Source organism: Stappia sp. ABD4_338 (assembly GCF_056312175.1).
Genome location: NZ_CM149982.1, coordinates 2,823,523 through 2,842,095, shown reverse-complemented (window position 1 = coordinate 2,842,095; position 18,573 = coordinate 2,823,523). Strand labels below are relative to the sequence as shown.

At 67.3% G+C, this 18,573-nt stretch carries 17 protein-coding genes; 12 read left to right on the top strand and 5 right to left on the bottom strand.

The features are described 5' to 3' along the window. Nucleotides 1–181 precede the first annotated feature (181 nt). The 6 genes from ACYX4S_RS12815 (at nucleotide 182) to ACYX4S_RS12790 (ending at nucleotide 5,537) form a co-directional block, all read left to right on the top strand. Nucleotides 182–940, top strand: coding sequence for an SDR family NAD(P)-dependent oxidoreductase (locus ACYX4S_RS12815; protein WP_476360455.1), 759 nt, complete (start codon nucleotides 182–184; stop codon nucleotides 938–940). Then, a complete protein-coding gene (locus tag ACYX4S_RS12810; RefSeq protein ID WP_476360454.1) occupies nucleotides 921–2,054 on the top strand; it encodes a ligase-associated DNA damage response exonuclease in 1,134 nt (377 codons plus the stop codon). The genes ACYX4S_RS12815 and ACYX4S_RS12810 overlap by 20 nt, the downstream gene beginning before the upstream one ends. A gap of 100 nt (nucleotides 2,055–2,154) precedes the next feature. Further along, nucleotides 2,155–2,616, top strand: coding sequence for a DUF4440 domain-containing protein (locus ACYX4S_RS12805; protein ID WP_476360453.1), 462 nt, complete (start codon nucleotides 2,155–2,157; stop codon nucleotides 2,614–2,616). A 15-nt stretch (nucleotides 2,617–2,631) separates the two neighbouring features. Next, entirely contained in the window at nucleotides 2,632–4,284 is a 1,653-nt protein-coding gene (locus ACYX4S_RS12800; RefSeq protein WP_476360452.1) for a cisplatin damage response ATP-dependent DNA ligase, read from the top strand. A 57-nt stretch (nucleotides 4,285–4,341) separates the two neighbouring features. Then, on the top strand, nucleotides 4,342–4,962 hold the full coding sequence (locus tag ACYX4S_RS12795) for a DsbA family protein (protein ID WP_476360451.1): 621 nt from the start codon (nucleotides 4,342–4,344) through the stop codon (nucleotides 4,960–4,962). A 68-nt stretch (nucleotides 4,963–5,030) separates the two neighbouring features. Continuing rightward, nucleotides 5,031–5,537 carry a hypothetical protein gene (locus tag ACYX4S_RS12790; protein ID WP_476360450.1) on the top strand — a complete coding sequence of 169 codons (507 nt, stop codon included), beginning with the start codon at nucleotides 5,031–5,033 and terminating at the stop codon, nucleotides 5,535–5,537. 72 nt (nucleotides 5,538–5,609) lie between these two features. Here ACYX4S_RS12790 and ACYX4S_RS12785 read toward each other — a convergent pair whose 3' ends face one another. Both ACYX4S_RS12785 and ACYX4S_RS12780 read right to left on the bottom strand, forming a co-directional pair. Continuing rightward, the gene (locus ACYX4S_RS12785; RefSeq protein ID WP_476360449.1) at nucleotides 5,610–6,482 is read right to left on the bottom strand and encodes an acyl-CoA thioesterase; all 873 of its coding nucleotides are present in this window, start codon (nucleotides 6,480–6,482) and stop codon (nucleotides 5,610–5,612) included. A gap of 38 nt (nucleotides 6,483–6,520) precedes the next feature. Then, nucleotides 6,521–7,489 (bottom strand): alpha/beta hydrolase, encoded by a 969-nt coding sequence (locus ACYX4S_RS12780; RefSeq protein ID WP_476360448.1) that lies wholly within the window; start codon nucleotides 7,487–7,489, stop codon nucleotides 6,521–6,523. Between the two features lie 223 nt (nucleotides 7,490–7,712). On the opposite strand from ACYX4S_RS12780, the gene ACYX4S_RS12775 reads away from it, so the two are divergent. Beyond that, complete coding sequence (locus ACYX4S_RS12775; protein ID WP_293717751.1) at nucleotides 7,713–8,192, top strand: secondary thiamine-phosphate synthase enzyme YjbQ; 480 nt, start codon at nucleotides 7,713–7,715, stop codon at nucleotides 8,190–8,192. 216 nt (nucleotides 8,193–8,408) lie between these two features. Continuing rightward, nucleotides 8,409–9,008 (top strand): nitroreductase family protein, encoded by a 600-nt coding sequence (locus ACYX4S_RS12770; protein ID WP_476360447.1) that lies wholly within the window; start codon nucleotides 8,409–8,411, stop codon nucleotides 9,006–9,008. Nucleotides 9,009–9,103: 95 nt separating this feature from the next. Here the strand turns inward: ACYX4S_RS12770 and pip are convergent, their stop codons facing one another. Next, nucleotides 9,104–10,057: a prolyl aminopeptidase gene (pip, locus tag ACYX4S_RS12765; RefSeq protein ID WP_476360446.1), complete on the bottom strand. Its 954-nt coding sequence runs from the start codon at nucleotides 10,055–10,057 to the stop codon at nucleotides 9,104–9,106. A gap of 322 nt (nucleotides 10,058–10,379) precedes the next feature. On the opposite strand from pip, the gene ACYX4S_RS12760 reads away from it, so the two are divergent. Further along, entirely contained in the window at nucleotides 10,380–11,051 is a 672-nt protein-coding gene (locus tag ACYX4S_RS12760) for a response regulator (RefSeq protein ID WP_293717745.1), read from the top strand. 34 nt (nucleotides 11,052–11,085) lie between these two features. Here ACYX4S_RS12760 and ACYX4S_RS12755 read toward each other — a convergent pair whose 3' ends face one another. Next, on the bottom strand, nucleotides 11,086–11,712 hold the full coding sequence (locus ACYX4S_RS12755) for a cytochrome P460 family protein (protein ID WP_476360445.1): 627 nt from the start codon (nucleotides 11,710–11,712) through the stop codon (nucleotides 11,086–11,088). Between the two features lie 147 nt (nucleotides 11,713–11,859). After that, on the bottom strand, nucleotides 11,860–15,381 hold the full coding sequence (locus ACYX4S_RS12750; protein ID WP_476360444.1) for a sensor histidine kinase: 3,522 nt from the start codon (nucleotides 15,379–15,381) through the stop codon (nucleotides 11,860–11,862). Nucleotides 15,382–15,617: 236 nt separating this feature from the next. Here ACYX4S_RS12750 and mscL point away from each other — a divergent pair, with 236 nt between their 5' ends. The 3 genes from mscL (at nucleotide 15,618) to ACYX4S_RS12735 (ending at nucleotide 18,573) form a co-directional block, all read left to right on the top strand. Then, a complete protein-coding gene (gene mscL, locus ACYX4S_RS12745; RefSeq protein ID WP_476360443.1) occupies nucleotides 15,618–16,055 on the top strand; it encodes a large-conductance mechanosensitive channel protein MscL in 438 nt (145 codons plus the stop codon). A gap of 58 nt (nucleotides 16,056–16,113) precedes the next feature. Next, nucleotides 16,114–17,319: a pyridoxal phosphate-dependent aminotransferase gene (locus ACYX4S_RS12740; protein WP_293717777.1), complete on the top strand. Its 1,206-nt coding sequence runs from the start codon at nucleotides 16,114–16,116 to the stop codon at nucleotides 17,317–17,319. A gap of 84 nt (nucleotides 17,320–17,403) precedes the next feature. Beyond that, complete coding sequence (locus tag ACYX4S_RS12735; RefSeq protein ID WP_293717737.1) at nucleotides 17,404–18,573, top strand: two-component system sensor histidine kinase NtrB; 1,170 nt, start codon at nucleotides 17,404–17,406, stop codon at nucleotides 18,571–18,573.

Below are 18,573 nucleotides of genomic sequence, written 5' to 3'. Positions count from 1 at the left end.
GATCGAGACATAGGCCGATCTCGCGGCGACGTCGAGGCGCCGCCATGACGGGAACGGGGCCTGCGACACCTTGTATCTTTGTATCCCCGCCGATCGCCCTTTGATGCAATGGCGAGGAGAACCATGTAAGGCTTTGAGGGAGCGGGCTTGGCCGCTCCATGACAGGGCAGGAAAAGCGTTCATGCAGGAACCGCAGAGCGGCGGGGCGCAAAAGCCCGTGGTCGCCGTGACCGGCGCGAGCCGGGGCATCGGCCATGCGATCGTGCGCCTGTTCTACCGGGAGGGCTGGGACGTCATCACGCTCGCCCGGACACCGTTTTCAAGCGTGTGTCCCTGGGCCGAGGGCATCGTCCATCACATCACCACGGACCTTGCCGATCCGGCCTCCGTGCAGGAGGCCGCCGATGAGCTCAAGGCGATGCTCGCCGGCCGCCCGCTGACCGCGCTGGTCAACAATGCCGGCATCTCCCCCAAGGGCGAAGACGGCGCGCGGCTCGGCGCAATGGAAACGTCCCTTGAGACACTGCAGACCGTGCAGCAAGTCAATCTGATCGCGCCGCTTCTCCTGTGCCAGCAGCTTCTCGACGAGCTGAAGGCGGCGAAGGGCTCCGTGGTCAATGTCACCTCGATCGCCGGCTTTCGCGTGCACCCCTTTGCCGGTGCGGCCTATGCGGTGTCGAAGGCGGCCCTTTCGGCGCTCACCCGCGAGCTTGCCCACGAACTGGCCGAGTTCGACGTGCGTGTGAACGCGGTCGCGCCCGGCGAGATCGAAACGGCGATCCTTTCGGCCGGCACCGAGCATGTCGTGGAGACGCAGGTTCCGATGAAGCGGCTCGGGCGGCCGGAGGAAGTGGCGGAGGTGGTGCATTTCCTGGCAAGCCGACACGCATCCTATGTGACCGGCAGCGAGATCCACATAAATGGCGGCCAGCATATCTGACGCGGCAGAAGGGGGCGCCGCGAAGCCGCGCTCCGTCCTCTCCGGAAGCGATATCCTCACGCTGACGGAGGCCGGTCTCTACTGCCCCGCCGGCGGGTTTCACATCGACCCGCTGCGCCCGGTGCCGCGCGCACTCGTCACCCATGGTCATGCCGACCACGCACGCGCCGGTCACGGCGCGGTTCTGGCCTCGCGCGAGACGCTTGCCATCATGGCGATCCGCTACGGCGCGGAGTTCGCCGGCGCGACGCAGGAGGCGCGCCCCGGCGAGACCTTGCGGATCGGCGAGGTGGATGTGTCCTTCCATCCCGCCGGCCATGTGCTCGGCTCCATGCAGATCGCCATCCGGCAGGGCGGAATCCGGGTGGTCATCTCCGGCGACTACAAGCGTCAGGCGGACCCCACCTGCGCGCCTTTCGAGCCCGTGCCCTGCGATGTCTTCATAACCGAGGCGACCTTCGGCCTGCCGGTGTTCCGCCATCCGCCCGCCGGGGAGGAATGCGCGAAGCTTCTCGCCTCGCGGGCCCTGTTTCCCGACCGCACCCACCTCGTGGGAACCTATGCGCTGGGCAAGGCGCAACGGGTCATCGCGGAACTGCGCCGGGCGGGTTACGACCGGCCTGTCTACCTGCATGGCGCACTGGAGCGCCTTTGTGCGTTCTATCAGGAGGAAGGGATCGACCTCGGCCCGCTGGAAGCGGTCGGACGGCGGGGGAAGGAGCTTGCCGGGGAGATCGTTCTGTGTCCGCCCGGCCAGCTTGCCGACCGTTGGGCCCGAAGGTTCGGCGATCCGGTGACGGCGATCGCCAGCGGCTGGGTGAGGGTGCGCGCCCGCGCGCGTCAGCGCGGCGCGGAGTTGCCGCTCGTCATTTCCGACCACTGCGACTGGGACGATCTCTGCGGAAGCGTGACGGAAACGGGCGCCGGTGAAATCTGGGTGACCCATGGCGCGGAAGAGGCGCTGGTGCATTGGTGCCGGACGCAGGGGCTTTCCGCGCGACCGTTGAACCTCATCGGATATGGCGAGGGGGAAGGCGAGACCGGTGAAGCCGGACCGCCGCCGGAACAGGGACCGGGCGGAGGCAGGCAACTCACCGGTGACAAAGCCGGATGACCTCTGGACAGGGACAGGGCGCGGTGATCCTCTGGGAGGTGTGACGGCGCTGCCGTAACGGTCCGGCACATGGCTGGACGATGTTGCAGGGAGAAGTGCAATGGCTGACTTCGGCTCCGACGACCGCAACGGCTCCTTCGGGGAGAACGGGGCACAATCGCAGGCCGGCGAGACGGCGTCGGTTAAAGCCCTCGAGGACGCGGTGCTCCAGCTCTTCGACGACTATCGCACCGCCTTCGACGATTTCGACGCGGAGGCGATTGCCGACTGCTTCTCCTATCCGGCGGTGATCTGGCAGTTCGGCAAGGGCAACGTCTTCGTCGACGAGGAAGAACTCCTGGAGAACATCGACAAGCTGCTCTCGGCGCTCGACCAGGAAGGCGTGGTCAACTCCGACTACGAGGTGGTCTCCGGCCATGTGGAAGGGGATGCGGGGCTGGTGACGCTGGCCTGGACCCAGAGCACGGCGGATGGCGAGCCCGTGTTCGAGTTCACCTGCCACTATCATCTGATCTACGCGGGAACCGACTGGTCCATCGCGATGATCGTCAACGAGCCCTGAGCGGCCGCAAGGTCCATGCAGCGTTTCGCAAGTCTCCTCGACCGGCTGTCGCACGAGCCGCGCCGGGGCGCGAAGCTGACGCTTCTGGCCGATCACTTCGCCCGGGTGCCGGACCCCGACAGGGGGCTGGCGCTTGCGGCGCTGACGGGCGGCCTCAGGTTTCGCAACGCCAAGCCCGCCATGCTGCGCGCGCTGGTCGCCGAGCGCGTGGATCCGTATCTGTTCGAGCTTTCCTATGACTTCGTCGGCGACCTTTCCGAGACCATCGCGCTGATCTGGCCGATCCCGGAGGATGCACCGCCGGGCGAGGCGGGCGATCTCTCCCTGTCGATGGTGGTGGAGCGTCTGGAGACGGCGGGGCGGAACGAGGCGCCCGGGCTGGTCGCGGATTGGCTCGACCGTCTCGACGAGACCGGGCGCTGGGCACTGCTCAAGCTCGTGACCGGGGGCTTGCGCGTCGGGGTCTCGGCGCGTCTTGCAAAGACCGCCGTCGCGGCACTCGGCCCCAGGGAGCCCGACGAGATCGAAGAGGTGTGGCACGCGCTCAAGCCACCCTACGAGGCCCTGTTCGCCTGGGCGGAGGGAACCGGGCCGAGGCCCGAAACAGACGATCCCGCTCCCTTTCGCCCGGCCATGCTCGCTCATCCACTGGAAGAGCGCGACCGCGAGGCGCTGGCGCTTCCCGATTTCGCCGCCGAATGGAAATGGGACGGCATCCGGGTGCAGGCCGTCTCGGGGCACGACCGCACGGGACGGCGGGTCACGCGGCTGTTCTCGCGCACGGGAGAGGACATCTCCCCCGCCTTTCCGGACCTGATGGAAGCCCTCGACTTCGACGCGGCCATCGACGGGGAGCTTCTCGTCATCGAGGACGGCCAGGTGCGCTCCTTCAACGCGCTGCAGCAGCGCCTCAACCGCAAGAGCGTCACGGCGAAGATGATGCGCGCCCATCCGGTCGCGATTCGTGCCTACGACCTGCTGGCGATCGAGGGCGAGGACCTGCGCGGCGAGCCCTTCCGCGTGCGTCGCGCGCGTCTCGAAGCCTTCGTCGAACGGCAGGCGAGCCCGCGTCTCGACCTGTCGCCGCTCCTCGATCTGGAGAGCTGGGACGCGGCCGAACGGGCGCGCAACGATCCGCGACAGCTCTATTCGGGCGCGGATGCCGCGGCCATCGAGGGCGTGATGCTGAAACGGTGGGAGGCGCCCTATGTGCCCGGTCGCCCGCGTGGCGAATGGTTCAAGTGGAAGCGCGATCCCCACCGGGTCGATGCCGTGCTGATGTACGCCCAGCGCGGACACGGGAAGCGCTCCTCATTCTACTCCGACTACACGTTCGGCGTCTGGCGCGAAGGCGACGAGGGGCGCGAACTCGTGCCGGTGGGAAAGGCCTACTTCGGCTTCACCGACGAGGAACTGCGGGAGATCGACCGCTTCGTGCGCGCCAACACCGTGAACCGCTTCGGTCCCGTGCGGGAGGTGCGTCACGACGCCGATGCCGCGCTCGTTCTCGAGGTGGCGTTCGAGGGGCTTGCCCGCTCTCCGCGCCACAAGTCGGGGCTCGCCATGCGCTTTCCCCGGATTTCTCGCCTGCGATGGGACAAGCCGGCCGCTGAGGCGGATACCATCGACACGCTGACGGCGCTGCTGGAGGCGGTCGAGAAGGCTTGATCGTGACCGCGTCCCGTCGCAGGGTACGCCACCTGTCCCGGAAGATCGTGAGCCTTCATGCAGCGCGTCATCGACTATTACTACACCCATGCCTCGCCCTGGGCCTATCTCGGCCACCGCGCCTTCGTGGAACTGGCCGACCGCCGCGAGTACGCGGTGCGGTTCCGTCCGGTCTCGCTGACGACGGTTTTCGCCGAGACCGGCGGCCTGCCGCTGGCCAAGCGCCATCCGGTGCGTCAGGCCTACCGCCTGATCGAGCTTCAGCGCTGGAGGGCGCACCGCAACCTGCCGCTGACGCTGCAGCCGGCCTATTTCCCCGTCAATCCGGACCTGGCCGACCGCATCGCGGTGCTTCTGGCCATGGATGGCGGCCCGGTCGTGGACTACAGCCAGGCCGTCTTCGAGGCGACATGGGTCGAGGAGCGCGACATCGCCTCCGAGGCCGTGCAGGCCGCGATTCTCGATGGGCTCGGCCTCGCCGGCACGGACGTGATTGCCCGGGCGGCTGAAAAAACCGTCGTGGCGCGCTATATGGAAAACCAGGCCGACGCCATCGGGGGCGGCGTCTTCGGTTCGCCGAGCTATGTGCTCAATGGCGAGGTCTTTTGGGGGCAGGACCGGCTGGCCCTGCTGGACGAGGCGCTCGAAAGCGGCCGCGCGCCCTACGAGCAACCGTAGGCCGCAAGGGTCACGCGCGGGCCATACGGCAGGGGCGCCCGGCGCCCGGCACGTGGAAGGAGCAAGACATGCGCATGAGTGCCAGGGTCTTCGGGCTCGCCGTCGGCGGGGCCGTCATGCTTGCCGGCGTGGGCCACGCGGCCGGTCTGGACGACCGCCCGCAGGTCGACCGGGACCGCTATGTGCTGGCTCCGGCGGGCGACATCTTCCTGCGGCTCGATCGCGAGACGGGGCGGGTCGCGGAATGCAGCAAGGTCAACGCCACATGGCGCTGCGTTGCCGTGCCCGACGCCCAGCTCGCGCTGGAGGCGGAGATCGAGCGTCTCGGCAAACAGGTTACGGCGCTGCGCGCGGAAAACGCCGAATTGCGCCGCAAGGCGGGCCTGGCGCGCCCCGGCGAGAGCGTGCCCAAGACCGACGCCCTGCCGCGGGTCGACGGCGACGACGAGCCGACCTTCACCCCCGAGGAGGAGAAGGAACTCGGTCGCGCGCTCGATTTCACGGAAAAGGCGATGCGCCGCTTCTTCGGCATGATGAAGTCGTTGCGCGAGGAATACGACGATCTGGGGAACTGACGCCAGTGGCCTGGGAGCCTGATCGTCAGTGCCTCATGATCTTCGACGCCGATCTTCGATGCCTCGTGACCGTCAGCGCCTGAGTGCTGCTTTCAGGATCTCCTGACGCACGTCGTCGGCAAGGGGCGGCGCCTTGCGCGTTTCAAGGTCGAGCGCGAGGCACACCACGTCGGCCGCCGCGACGAAACGTTGGGTGCGCGCCTCGAACATGTGGTGACGGATCGTGAAGGTGGTCGTCCCCGCACCGGTGACCCCGCTCAGCGTCACCACCGGTTCACCCACCTTGAGCGGTCCCGCCCAGCACAGCTTCAGCTCCGCGACCACCCGGCCGAGATTGCGCTCGGCCAGCCAGGCCTCGTCCATGGGCGTCATGTTCCAGGTGTGCGGGGCCGCTTCCACGAAACATCCGGCCGCGAAACAGTCGTCGGCGCGTCCATCGGGGCCCGCGTGACGCGGCAGCACGGTGGCCCTGTTGGTCACCCGCGCGCCGGCGGCCTCGAGCTGGGCCGGCGTCACGCCGTTCATCTCGCCGGTGGCGGAGGTGCCGCGCGGCTGGGCGGCGTCGGGCATGGCGTCGGACGCCTCGGCGAAGCGCCGGCGCAACTCGCGCGCCATGCTGTCGGCGGGGGCGTAGCCATCGATCGCCGTCGCGGCCAGCGAGCCGTCGGCGGTGCGCCGCAACTCGTGCACCACGGTCAGCATGTAGGGGCCGTCGAAGGCCACATGGCTGGTCATGTGCAGGGCGTCGCCGGCGAAGAGCTCATTGTGAAACCGCACGTGCCGCGCGCGGCGCGGACCGGCGACGGCGTCGCTCAGCCCGCCGAGAAGGCGAAACTGCCGGTCGGCCTCGTCGAAGCGGCTGAGGTAGAACTGGACGTTGAGGTGATCATTTTCGTCGCATTCCCAACAATTTACAAAGGAAAACAGGGTTTCGAACGCAGGCATTCAAGAAGGCTCCGAGGCTGGAGACGCCGGTGGAAGGATTATCCGGAAGGGATCAGGTGGGCGAGGAAACGGTCGATCGCCTGGTTGCTTTCGCGGGCGATCCGCAGGTCAAAGCGCTGGAAGACGTGGCAGCCGCCGGGATAGACGGCAAGCTCCGTCACGTTGCCCGCCGCGCGCCAGCGTTCGGCCATGAACAACGTGTCGTCGAGCAGGGGATCGCGCGTTCCGACCGAGAAATGGGCGGGCACCATCCCCTCGAGACGGGCGAGGAGCGGCGAGATGTCGGGATCGTAGGGCGAATGGCCGTCGGCGAGGTAGTGGCGGGCGAACATGGAGATGTCGCGGGTGTTCAGCACCAGCTTTTCCTCGCCCCAGTTGCGCGCGCTTGGCGTCAGGCGAAGGTCGAAGCAGCCGCAGGCGAAGACCGCTCCGGCGAACAGGTCGCTCAGGCCGTGCCGGTCGCGCAAGCGCAGCAGGGTCGTGGCGGCGAGGTTGGCGCCGGCGGATTCCCCGCCGATGGCATGGATGCCGGGGCCGAACACATCCGCACCGTTCAGGTGCAGCCAGAGCGCGGCCGCCTCGCAGTCGTCGGGCGCCTGCGGATAGGGATGCTCGGGCGCGAGCCGGTATTCCACCGAAACGGCGGCGAGGCCGGTGCGTTCGGCGATCTCCGCAAGGCGCGGGTCCTGTTCGCTCGCCCCGCCCAAGGTCCACCCGCCACCGTGCAGATGCAGGAAGACGCCCTGACAGGGGCGCGTCTGCGGTCTCAGGATGCGCAAGGGAATGTCGCCGTGCGGGCCCGGGATGATCAGGGTTTCCGCGTGGTCGAGCTTCGGCGGGGCGGGGAAGGGGCCAAGCCCCTCGGCCCGTCTTTCGCGGATCACGGACGGGGGAAACGACCACTGGTCGGGAAACAGTGACAGCCGCCGTGCAAGGTCGCGGTTGAAGTCCCGCGTTTCCTCGTATTCCTCGCCGCCCAAAGCGGCCCTGCGATCGCCTGAAGCCATTCCGCCGCCGCCCCGTCCCATATCTTCCGCAGTCCGAATTATTGCGCACAGGCTAAAGGTTACCGGTGTTTCTGCCAAGCCCTGCGCGAACCGTTCGGGCGTGGGTTCCGGCCGTTTTGGACAGCATGAGAAATTGTCATGCGAAGGAGAGGGCGCCCCTGCGCTTGCGCGCGCGCCGTGGCCTTCGCATACTCGCTGTCCGGTCAGCGGATTGGAGGTCAGGATGACCCGCACGAAGAGCGGCGAATCGTTCGAGGTCTGGACATTCGAGGATGACGGGCTCGACCTGCGCCAGCGCATGGGGCGGCTGATGGTGGCGACCCGGGGGCGCGGCGCCTATGGGCTCGGACGGGTGCTGGATGCCTGGCTCGAGGAGCAGGGAATGCGCGATGGCGAGCTTTCCGTGTTCCTGCGCCACACCACCGCATCGCTGACCATCCAGGAAAACGCCGATCCGGATGTTCAGGCCGACCTGGTCGACGCGCTGTCACGGCTCGCGCCGGAGGACGCGCCCTGGCGCCATACCGTCGAGGGGCCGGACGACATGCCCTCGCATGTGAAATCCGTCCTTACGGGCGTGAGCCTCATCGTGCCGGTCGTCGCGGGCCGGCTGGACCTCGGCACCTGGCAGGAGGTCTACCTGCTGGAACACCGCGACACGCCGCACCAGCGCAGCCTGACGCTTCGGTATCTGGGTACCTGAACACCCCTCGGGCGCGTGCCGATTGTTTCCGTTCGTGGACACACTGTTTCCGCATTTTGTTCTGGCGGCAGGGGCGGAGCTCCCGATATCTAGGGGCAGAGTTTCGGCGCTGTCTCTTCCCGCGGCGCCTTCAACAATCGACGCAATTCTCGACCTTCGCCTGGCCATCCGGCTGGCGGGAGCCGTCTCGCGTCGGCAAATCAGGGGCATTTTGCCATGACGATCCAGTTTATCGACGCGCTTGCAAAGCGCCGGACCCAGTATGCACTCGGCAAGACGCTGCCGCGTTCGAAGGACGAGGTTGCCGCTCTCATCCAGTCGGCGGTGAAGCATGCGCCGTCGTCCTTCAACTCCCAGAGCTCGCGTGTCGTGACGCTGTTCGGCGCCGAGAGCGACAAGCTGTGGAACATCGCCAAGGAAGAGCTGCGCAAGATCGTGCCGGCCGAGAACTTCGCGCAGACCGAGGCCAAGCTCGACGGCTTTGCCGCCGGCGCGGGCACCGTGCTCTTCTTCGAGGACCAAGACGTGGTGAAGGGCCTGCAGGAGCAGTTCGCGCTCTACGCCGACAACTTCCCCGTCTGGTCCGAGCAGGCCAGCGGCATGGCTCAGCTCGCCGTCTGGACCGCCCTGTCGGAGGCCGGCATCGGCGCCAGCCTGCAGCACTACAACCCGGTGATCGATGCCGGTGTCGCGTCGGCCTGGAACATTCCCGCCACCTGGAAGCTGCGGGCCCAGATGCCCTTCGGCTCGCACGAGGCGGACATCGGCGAGAAGTCCTTCATGGACGACGCGGAGCGTTTCAAGGTCTTCGGCTGAAGCCCTTCGCTACAGCGAAACCGAAACGAAAAGGCGGCCGGGGATCCCCGGCCGCCTTCTTTTTTGCAGAGCGGGTTCTGGCACCGCCGGCCGTTTCAGGTCCCGGACGCGAAGCGTTGGGTGGCCGCGACAAGCTCCGCCGCAATGCCGGGCTCGCCGGCAGCGTGCCCCGCATCCTCGACGATGCGCAGATCCGCCTCCGGCCATGCGGCGGCCAGATCGTAGGCGTTCTTCATCGGCGTCACGGTGTCGTGGCGGCCATGGACCAGAACGCCGGGAATATGGCTGATGCGGTCGATGTCCCGCAGGAGCTGACCGTCCTCCCGGAAGAAGCCGCCGTTTGCGAAATAATGCGCCTCGAGCCGGGCAAAGGCGAGTGCGTAGCGGGCGTCGGAGAAGGCTGCCTCGCGCTCGGGATTGCGCAGCACGCTCAGGGTCGAGGCTTCCCACACGGCCCAGCGGCGCGCCGCCTCCAGCCGCACGGCCTCGTCCTCGCCGGTGAGCCGGCGATGGTAAGCGCCGATCATGTCGTGCTGTTCCTCGGGCGGGATGAAATCGCGGTAATGGGCGAAGAGGTCCGGATAGAGCCAGCTTGCGCCTTCCTGATAGAACCACAGCAGTTCAGCCCGCCTCAGCAGGAAGATGCCGCGCAGGATCAGGCCGGTGACCCGCTCGGGGTGGCTCTGGGCGTAGGCGAGTGCCAGCGTCGAGCCCCAGGATCCGCCGAAGACCTGCCAGGCGTCGATGCCCAGGTGTTCGCGAAGGCGTTCGATGTCGGCGACCAGGTCCCATGTGGTGTTCTCGCGCAGGTCCGCATGGGGCGTGGAGCGGCCGCATCCGCGCTGGTCGAACAGCACGATGCGATACCGGGCCGGATCGTGGAAGCGGCGCATGATCTCGCCCGCGCCTCCGCCGGGGCCGCCGTGCAGCATGACCACGGGCTGGCCTTCGGGATTGCCGCAGACCTCGTAGTAGAGGCGATGCAGGCCGCCGGTCTCCAGCATTCCGGAGGCGTGAGGCGTGGTCGGGGGGAAAAGCGCGTCGGTCATGCGGGTGCCTTCGGGAAGCGACGTGAAACGGGGTGGAGCGACACCCTAACCGACCGTGCCGCCGGTGAAAATCCCGACAGGCGCGTGCCGTGCCCGCCTGAAAGGCGCGGGGTCGGTAGTTCTGCAACTTTCAGGAGGTGGCAAATTGTGAAAGACATGGGAAGGATCGACGCAGCGTCACCCTGCCTCGCATCTTCGGGGGACTGTGCAAGGATGCACGGCGAGGTTGCGGCGGGGCTTGATGCGATGGGGCGCGAAGCCGATAATGCGACTAGATGACCGATAAGCCGGGCGACACCGGCGGTCGAGGGAGGACTGGGGCGTGGCGGAAAGCGAAAGCTACCATTTTCTGATTGCGGACGATCATCCACTTTTTCGCGGCGCCTTGCGCCAGACCATCGACAATCTGTTTCCCGGTGCCGGCATCACCGAGGTGGGATCGCTTGAGGATGCGGTCTCGGCCATCGAGGGCGAGCGCGACATCGATCTGGTGCTTCTCGATCTTTCCATGCCGGGAATGCGCGGCTTTGCCGGGCTGATCTATCTGCGCGCCCAGTACCAGGGGGTTCCGGTGGTGATCGTCTCGGCGACGGAGGATCCGCCGACCATCCGCCGCTGCATGGAACTCGGCGCGTCCGGCTTCATCCCCAAGTCGCGGGGCATCGAGGTCATTCGCGAGGCGGTGACGGCGGTGATGAACGGTGGCGTGTGGTCTCCGCCCGACGTCGATCTGGGCGACGAGGAGGACGACGTCGCGGCCATGGTGCAGCGCATGTCCACGCTCACGCCGCAGCAGGTGCGGGTGCTGATGATGCTGTCGGAAGGGCTGCTCAACAAGCAGATCGCCTATGAGCTCAGCGTCTCGGAGGCGACCGTGAAGGCCCATGTCTCCGCGATCCTGCAAAAGCTTGGCGTTGAAAGCCGCACCCAGGCGGTGATCGCGGCCGCGCGGATCGAACAGGGCAACTGGCAGGTGGCGGCGGCCTCCGGTTGAGGCCCCCAGGGTGTAGCCCCCTAAACGAGACGGGTCAGGGTTTCGCGCGCGCTTCCGGCTTCGGATAGCCCATGCCGTCGCGCTTGCCGAAGCTGGCCTGGTGACAGGCACTGCAGGCGGTGATGACGTCCATCGCCATCGGCTCGCCCGTCGGCGCGACGGCCATGTAGTACCAGTCGCCGGTCACCGGGGACGTGCCCTCGGCCACCTTCTGCATGATGAACAGCGGTCCCTTGGCGACATGGCCCTTTTCGTCGACCGTGTAGGACTCCTTCGCCAGAACGCTGCCTTCGGGCATTTTCACGCCCTCTTCCGCGAACTGCATGTACGCCTTCTCGCCGACCGGATTGACGAAGGTCACCAGAAAGCGGCCTCCGTGCACGCTGGATGCGGCGGGAAAGTCGCTCGCGGCCTTCCAGGAGCGGTAGTCGTTGATGAACTCCTCGGGGATCCAGCGCTTGTCGCCTGTCCGGTAGCCGGCGACGAGATCCTCGTTGAGGCAGTGCCAGAGCTTCGCCGCGTCCATCAGGCTCAGCTCAGAGCCTGGCTTGTCCACGTCGCAGGCAGCCTCGGCACGGGCGGGGGAAACGCCCGCCGCCGAAACGCAGGCAAGGGTGATGGCGAACGCCACCGGAGCGCTCGCGCTGGAAACCGTCTTCATCCGTCTCTCCCTCGAGGGTGACCCGCATGGCCGGCGGGTCTGGGCTCTCCGGAGACTTTCCCCGCCCCCCGAGGCGCTTTCAAGGCGGTTGACTACAAATCCAGTTGATCACAGTGGCTTGCGCACTCACGCGGGACGAGGCGCGACCTACTCCGCCGCCACGAGCGCCTGGACACGGGCGAGGTGGGCGCGCAGCGCGGCGGGCTTCACCGGCTTGTTGAGCAGGTCTATTCCCTTGTCGGCGGCCTCGGAGCGTACCGCCTGCGAGCGGTCGGCGGTGATCAGGATCGCCGGGGTCTCGGAGCCGAACAGCCAGCGCAATTGCACCGCGGCCTCGATGCCGGTGCCCTCGTCGAGATGGTAGTCGACGAGGAGCACGTCCGGACGGAACCCGCCCTCCGTCGCCTTGCGCGCCGCCTCGCGCGGGTCGAGCGCGGTCTCCACCCGGCACCCCCAGCCGCTGAGCAGCACCTGCATCCCGTCGAGGATCTGGGGTTCGTTGTCGATCGCCATGACCTTGAGCCCGGTCAACGCGCCCGGTGATGCCGGGGCGGGGGCTGCCCTGGGCGCATCGGGCAGGCTGGCGGCAGCGGGCACCTCGATCGCGAAACGCGAGCCGTGGCCAGGCTTCGACGAGAGCGTCACCGGATGGCCGAGCACCCGCGAGATCCGCTCCACGATGGACAGGCCGAGCCCCAGCCCTCGTGCTTCCCGCGCGCCGTCGTCGAGACGATGGAACTCGAGGAAAATGATCTTCTGCTTGGTCTCCGCGATGCCGATGCCGGTGTCCAGCACCTCGATCACCGCCTTGCCGCCGCGCCGGCGCGCGCCGACGAGCACCCGGCCTTCGCGGGTGTATTTGATCGCGTTGGAAACAAGGTTCTGCAGCAGCCGGCGCAGCAATCTTCGGTCCGAGCGCACGCTGAGGCTAGATTCGAGGATGCGCAGGTCGAGGGCCTTTTCACGTGCCACGGGTTCGAATTCGAGCCGCAGCGGGCCGAGCACCTCCTCGATGCGGAAGACGCTCAGCTCGGGCTTGAGCGCCCCGGTGTCGAGACGCGAGATGTCGAGCACGGCACCGATGATCTCCTCCACCGATTCCAGCGAGGCGTCGACGTTCCGCACCAGGTGCTTCAGCTCCCCTTCGGCGAAGCGCTCGTTCAAGGTGGAGGAGTAGAGACGCGCGGCGTTGAGCGGCTGGAGGATGTCGTGGCCGGCGGCGGCGAGGAAGCGAGTCTTGCCCAGGTTGGCCTCCTCGGCGAGCCGCTTGGCCTGGCTCAGTTCCTCGTTGACGCGTGTCAGTTCCAGCGTGCGTTCGCGCACCCGGCGCTCCAGGGTCTCGTTGGCCCGCGCCAGCGCCTCCTCGCCGAGCACGCGCTCGGTGATGTCGGTGTAGGTGGTGACGATGCCGCCGTCGGGCATGGGGCTGGTGCGGACCTCCAGCACCAGTCCGGAGGTCGCCAGATGCTCCTGAAAGGTCTCCTGGCGCACGGCGAGCTTGGCGATGCGCTCGCCCACCAGCGCCTCGACGGAATCGGAGCCGAAGGCGCCGCGCTTGGCGTTGAAGCGTATGATCGCGTCGAGCGGCGTGCCGACCTGTCCGTATTCGGCCGGCAGGCCGAGCAATTCGCGGAACTGGCGGTTCCAGCAGATCAGCCGCAGGTCCCGGTCATAGACCGAGATGCCCTGGCGCACCTGGTCGAGGGCGGTCTGCAGCAGGTCGCGATTGTACTGGATCGCGACCGTCGCGTCGTCCAGCAGCTTCATCGCCCCCTTGCCGCTCGGGTCGCGCCGCTTGACCAGAAGCGACAGCACCAGCCGTGACGAGGCCGCCCCGATGGCGCTGGCCAGAAGCTGCTCGGAAAAGCGCAGGATCTGCGCGTCCGCCGTGGCGGTGAGGTCGTAGTCCCGCCCGCGTTCGCGCGCGAAGCGCTGGAAGGACCGCTCGGTGCGCTCCTCGCCAAGGTAGCGGGCGATGGTCGCCTTGAGGTCGCCGACGGTGACCGAGGTGCGCCACAGCCTGAGACCCGGCGCCGGCGAAAGCTCGGACGGCACGAAGATGTTGGCCTGCAACCGCTCGATGGGTTCGGGCGCCCGCGACAGGGACACGAGCACATAGGTGGCCAGATTGACCGCAAGGCTCCAGAACACGCCGTGGGTGAGGGGATCGAAGGCCAGCGAGAACAACGCCTGGGGCCTGAGCAGCCACAGGCCGAAGGGGCCGTTTTCCAGGAAATGGAGCGGGATCAGGCCGGACTGGGCGAAGGTCGGCAGAAGCAGCGTGTAGACCCACAGCGCGAAGCCGGCGAGCATTCCGGCAATCGCACCGCGCGCCGTGCCACGCCGCCACAAAAGGCCGCCGAAGAAGGCGGGCGCGAACTGCGCCACGGCCGCGAACGACAGCAGGCCGATGGAGGTCAGCGCGGCGGTGTCGCCGGCGGCGCGGAAATAGGCGTAGGCCAGCAGCAGGGTGAGAAAGATCGAGACGCGGCGGATGAGCAGCAGCAGGCGGCTCATGTCCTCGCCCTTGGAGGCGATCACGGTGTCCTCGCTGGAGCGGCGCAACACCAGCGGCATGACCAGGTCGTTGGAGATCATGATCGCCAGGGCGACGGTGGCCACGATCACCATCGCCGTGGCGGCGGACAGGCCGCCGATGAAGGCGAAGAGCGCAAGCCACGGAGACTCGAAGGCGATCGGCAGCGCCAGCACATAGGTGTCCGGGTTGACCGAGGGCGAGAGCAGCAGCATTCCGGCCGCCGCGATGGGGACCACGAACAGGTTGATGGCCACCAGATACAGCGGGAAGAGCCAGGTTGCGCGCCTGAGTTCCGCACCGGAATTGTTCTCCGTCACCGTGACGTGGAACTGGCGTGGCAGCAGGATCACCGCGAAGAACGACAGCAGGGTCATCACGACCCAGTTGCCGCCGGCAAGCTCGCCCGTCATCACCTCCATGACCTGCGGATCCGCGGCCATTTTCGAGACCATCTCGCCGGGGCCGTCATAGACCCAGTAGGTCACCCAGATGCCGATGGTGAGGAAGGCGACGAGCTTGACCACCGCCTCGGCGGCGATGGCGAGCATCAGTCCCTCCTGATGCTCGGTTGCGTCGATGTGCCGGGTGCCGAACAGGGCCGCGAAGATCGCCATGCCGATGGCGATCACCAGCGTGATGTCGTTGAGCCACGGCAGATGGGCCGCGCTGGCCGGAAGATCGAACCGCGCGACCATGGTGGTCACTGAAAGCGACACGGCCTTGAGCTGCAGGGCGATGTAGGGGATCACGCCGATCACGGCGATGATGGCCACAACGGCCGCCACCGGCTGGCTCTTGCCGTAGCGGGCGGCGATGAAATCGGCGATCGAGGTGATCCGCTCGCTCTTGGCAAGCCGGATCACCCGGCGCAGCAGCGGGTAGCCGAGCGAGAACAGCAGCACCGGACCGATGTAGATGGTCAGGAACTCCAGCCCCGCATGGGAGGCGGTGCCGACGGAACCGAAGAAGGTCCACGACGTGCAGTAGACGGAGATCGACAGCGCGTAGATAAGCGGCCGGCCCTCGCCGGAACGGATCAGGCGCGTCGTGCGATCGCCGAAACTCGCGATCGCGAACAGCAGCAGCACGTAGCCGACCGCCGCCACGAGCACGACCCAGCCCTCGATCATCTCCGCTGCATCCTCCCTTCGGCCCGGCATGCCGGCCTTGCCGCCTGTTTTGGAGCCGGGATGCGAGCATGTTTGCCGGCCCTTGTCCATTGCCACAAGGGGGAAGCCGGCCGCCCGCGCAAGGGGGAGGGGGCGCGTGAACTTCTGCGATACCGGTCCGTCGCGGGGCGTGCTAAAGCAAAAATGACGGTTGCAGCGGACGGTTGCCTGCGGCCGGGTCGAAAAGGGGGTGCGCGATGCTTGCGGAATTCAAGAAATTCGCCCTGAAGGGCAACATGCTGGACATGGCGGTCGGCATCATCATCGGCGCGGCCTTCAGCGCCATCGTGTCGTCGCTCGTCGATGACATCCTCATGCCGCCGATCGGGCTTCTGCTTGGCGGCGTCGACTTCTCCGATCTCTTCGTGGTGCTGAAATCCGGCACGCCGGCGGGTCCCTATGCCACCGTGGCCGCCGCCACCGAGGCGGGAGCCGTGACCTGGAACGTCGGTCTTTTCGTCAATGCGATCATCAAGTTCGCCATCGTCGCCTTCGCGCTGTTCATGGTGGTGCGCGGCATCAACCGGCTGCGCCAGGAAAAGGAAGTGGCACCGGCGACCCCGCCCGCGCCGAGCAAGGAAGAAGTGCTGCTGACCGAGATCCGCGATCTTCTGAAGGATCGGCCCGCCGCCTGACGCGGCACAAAGACCGACGCGCCGGGAGGGTTGTCTGTTGAGAAATGTGAACGACACAATGCCGGGTGCGGCGGCGGATGGCCTTCGCGACGTGACACCGGCCGCGCTGGAGTCGCTTCGCCGGGAGGCGCGCTGCGCTCCCGAAAGCGGCATCGTCGAGGTGGTGAACTTCGCCCGGGACCGCTCCGACCTGATCCCGCTGTGGGTGGGCGAGGGCGACCTGCCGACGCCCGAGTTCATCAACCGGGCCGCGATGGCCTCCCTGGCGCGGGGCGAAACCTTCTACACCTACCAGCGCGGCATCCCGCCGCTGCGCGAAGCGCTGTCGCGCTATCATCTGGAGCATTTCGGACGGGACTGGGGCGCGGAGCGCCACTTCGTCACCGGCTCGGGGATGCAGGCGATCCAGATCGCCGTCTGCGCCATCGCGGGCGCCGGCGACGAGGTGGTTTATCCATCCCCCGCCTGGCCGAATTTCGCCGCCGCGCTGGAGCTTGGCGGCGCGCGGGCGGTTCCCGTCGCACTCGACTTCGCGCCCGAGGGCTGGAGCCTCGACCTGGAGCGGCTCGAGCGGGCGATCACGCCGCGTACCCGCGCCATCTACCTGAATTCGCCTTCCAATCCGACTGGCTGGGTGGCCGACAGGCAGACGCTGGCCAGCCTGCTGGAACTGGCACGCCGTCGCGGCCTGTGGATCATCGCCGACGAGGTCTACGCCCGCTTCGTGCCGGAAGGCATGTCCCGTGCTCCCTCGTTCATGGATGTGGCCGACCCGGAAGACCTGGTGCTCTATGTGAACACCTTCTCCAAGAACTGGGCCATGACGGGCTGGCGTATCGGCTGGCTGTCCGGTCCTCCGGTGATCGGACAAACGGTCGAGAACCTCATCCAGTACGCGACCTCGGGTGTCGCGCAGTTCATGCAGGCGGCGGCTCTCGCGGCGATCGAGGAGGGCGAGCCCTTCCTGGCCGAACAGCGCGCGCGCGCCGATGCCGGCCGGCGGATCGTCACCGAGGCGCTGGCCGCGAGCGGCCGCGTGCGCATGGCCGAGCCCAAGGGCGCCTTCTACCTCTTCTTCGGCATTGAGGGGTATCCGGACAGTCGGGCGCTGGCCAAGCGCATCGTCGCCGAGACCGGCGTCGGCCTGGCCCCCGGGATTGCCTTCGGCGATGCCGGCGAAGGCTTTCTCCGGCTGTGCTTCGCCCGCTCGCCACGGCATCTTGAAGAGGCGGGAGAGCGGCTTTTCAACTGGATAACGCGTTGACCGACTCGCGGCTCCTGGGCTACGCCTTTCTCAGTAGGAACCCGTAGACCGCAGGATCATGCGGCGCGAAAGGCTGGGTCAGGCATGAGCGAAAACGCCGAGCGCGCAGGGGGCGCGCCGCCGACCGTGTCGGAAGCCCAGCTTCTGAGTGTGCTCGACACGGCGGTGGACGGCATCGTCGTGATGGACGATCGCGGTCGCATCATCCTTTACAACAAGGCGTGCGAGACGCTTTTCGGCTACACCGCCGACGAGGTGCGCGGCAAGAACGTGAAGGTGCTGATGCCGGCGGACTACGCCCGTGCCCACGACGGCTATGTCTCCAACTATCTGTCCACTGGCGAGAAGAAGATCATCGGCATCGGGCGCGAGGTGCGTGCGCGCCACCGTGACGGGACCGAGTTTCCCATCGAGCTGTCGGTCGGCGAGGCAAAGACGCCGGACGGACGGCAGTTCATCGGCATCATGCGCGATATCCGCTCCCGCAAGCAGGTGGAACGGCGGGTGGCCGAACTCCAGTCCCAGCTTGTCAGCGCGACACGCATTTCCGCGCTCGACGAGATGGGCGCGGCGATTGCCCATGAACTCAACCAGCCGCTGACGGCCATCATGCTCTATCTGCAGGCCGCAAAGCGCAAGGTCGCGGCCGAGAGCAACGACGGAAAGCTCGTCGAGATCGTCGACAAGGGGGTTCGCGAGGCGGAACGCGCGAGCCAGATCATCCAGCGCATGCGCCGTTTCGTGGAAAAGCGCGAGCCGGAGCGGCGCCAGGTCTTCGTGCCGCGCCTGATCGAGGAATCGCTGGAACTGGTACAGCTCGGCACCGCCGTCGACGGCCTGAGTGTCGAGATCGACGTTCCGGAAGAGCTTCCCGAGATCAGCATCGATCCGGTCCAGATCCAGCAGGTGCTCATCAATCTGCTGCGCAATGCCGTGCAGGCGGTGCGTGAGGCATCGATTCGCCGGATCGGGGTTTCGGCCGCCGCGCAGGACCACGACATCGTCATTCGCATCACGGATTCCGGCGGGGGCGTGCCGGCGGAGGTCGTTCCGACACTTTTCAAGGCCTTTTCGGGCCAGAGGAAGGGTGGGCTCGGCCTGGGGCTGGCGATCTCCCGCTCAATCGCGCAAAATCACGGCGGGGATCTGTCGGTCGAACCGAAGGGATCGGAGCTGGGGGCGGCCTTCGTGCTGCGCCTGCCCATCGACACGACGGAACAGTCGAGCCAGGACGAAGAGGGAACCTCGTCATGA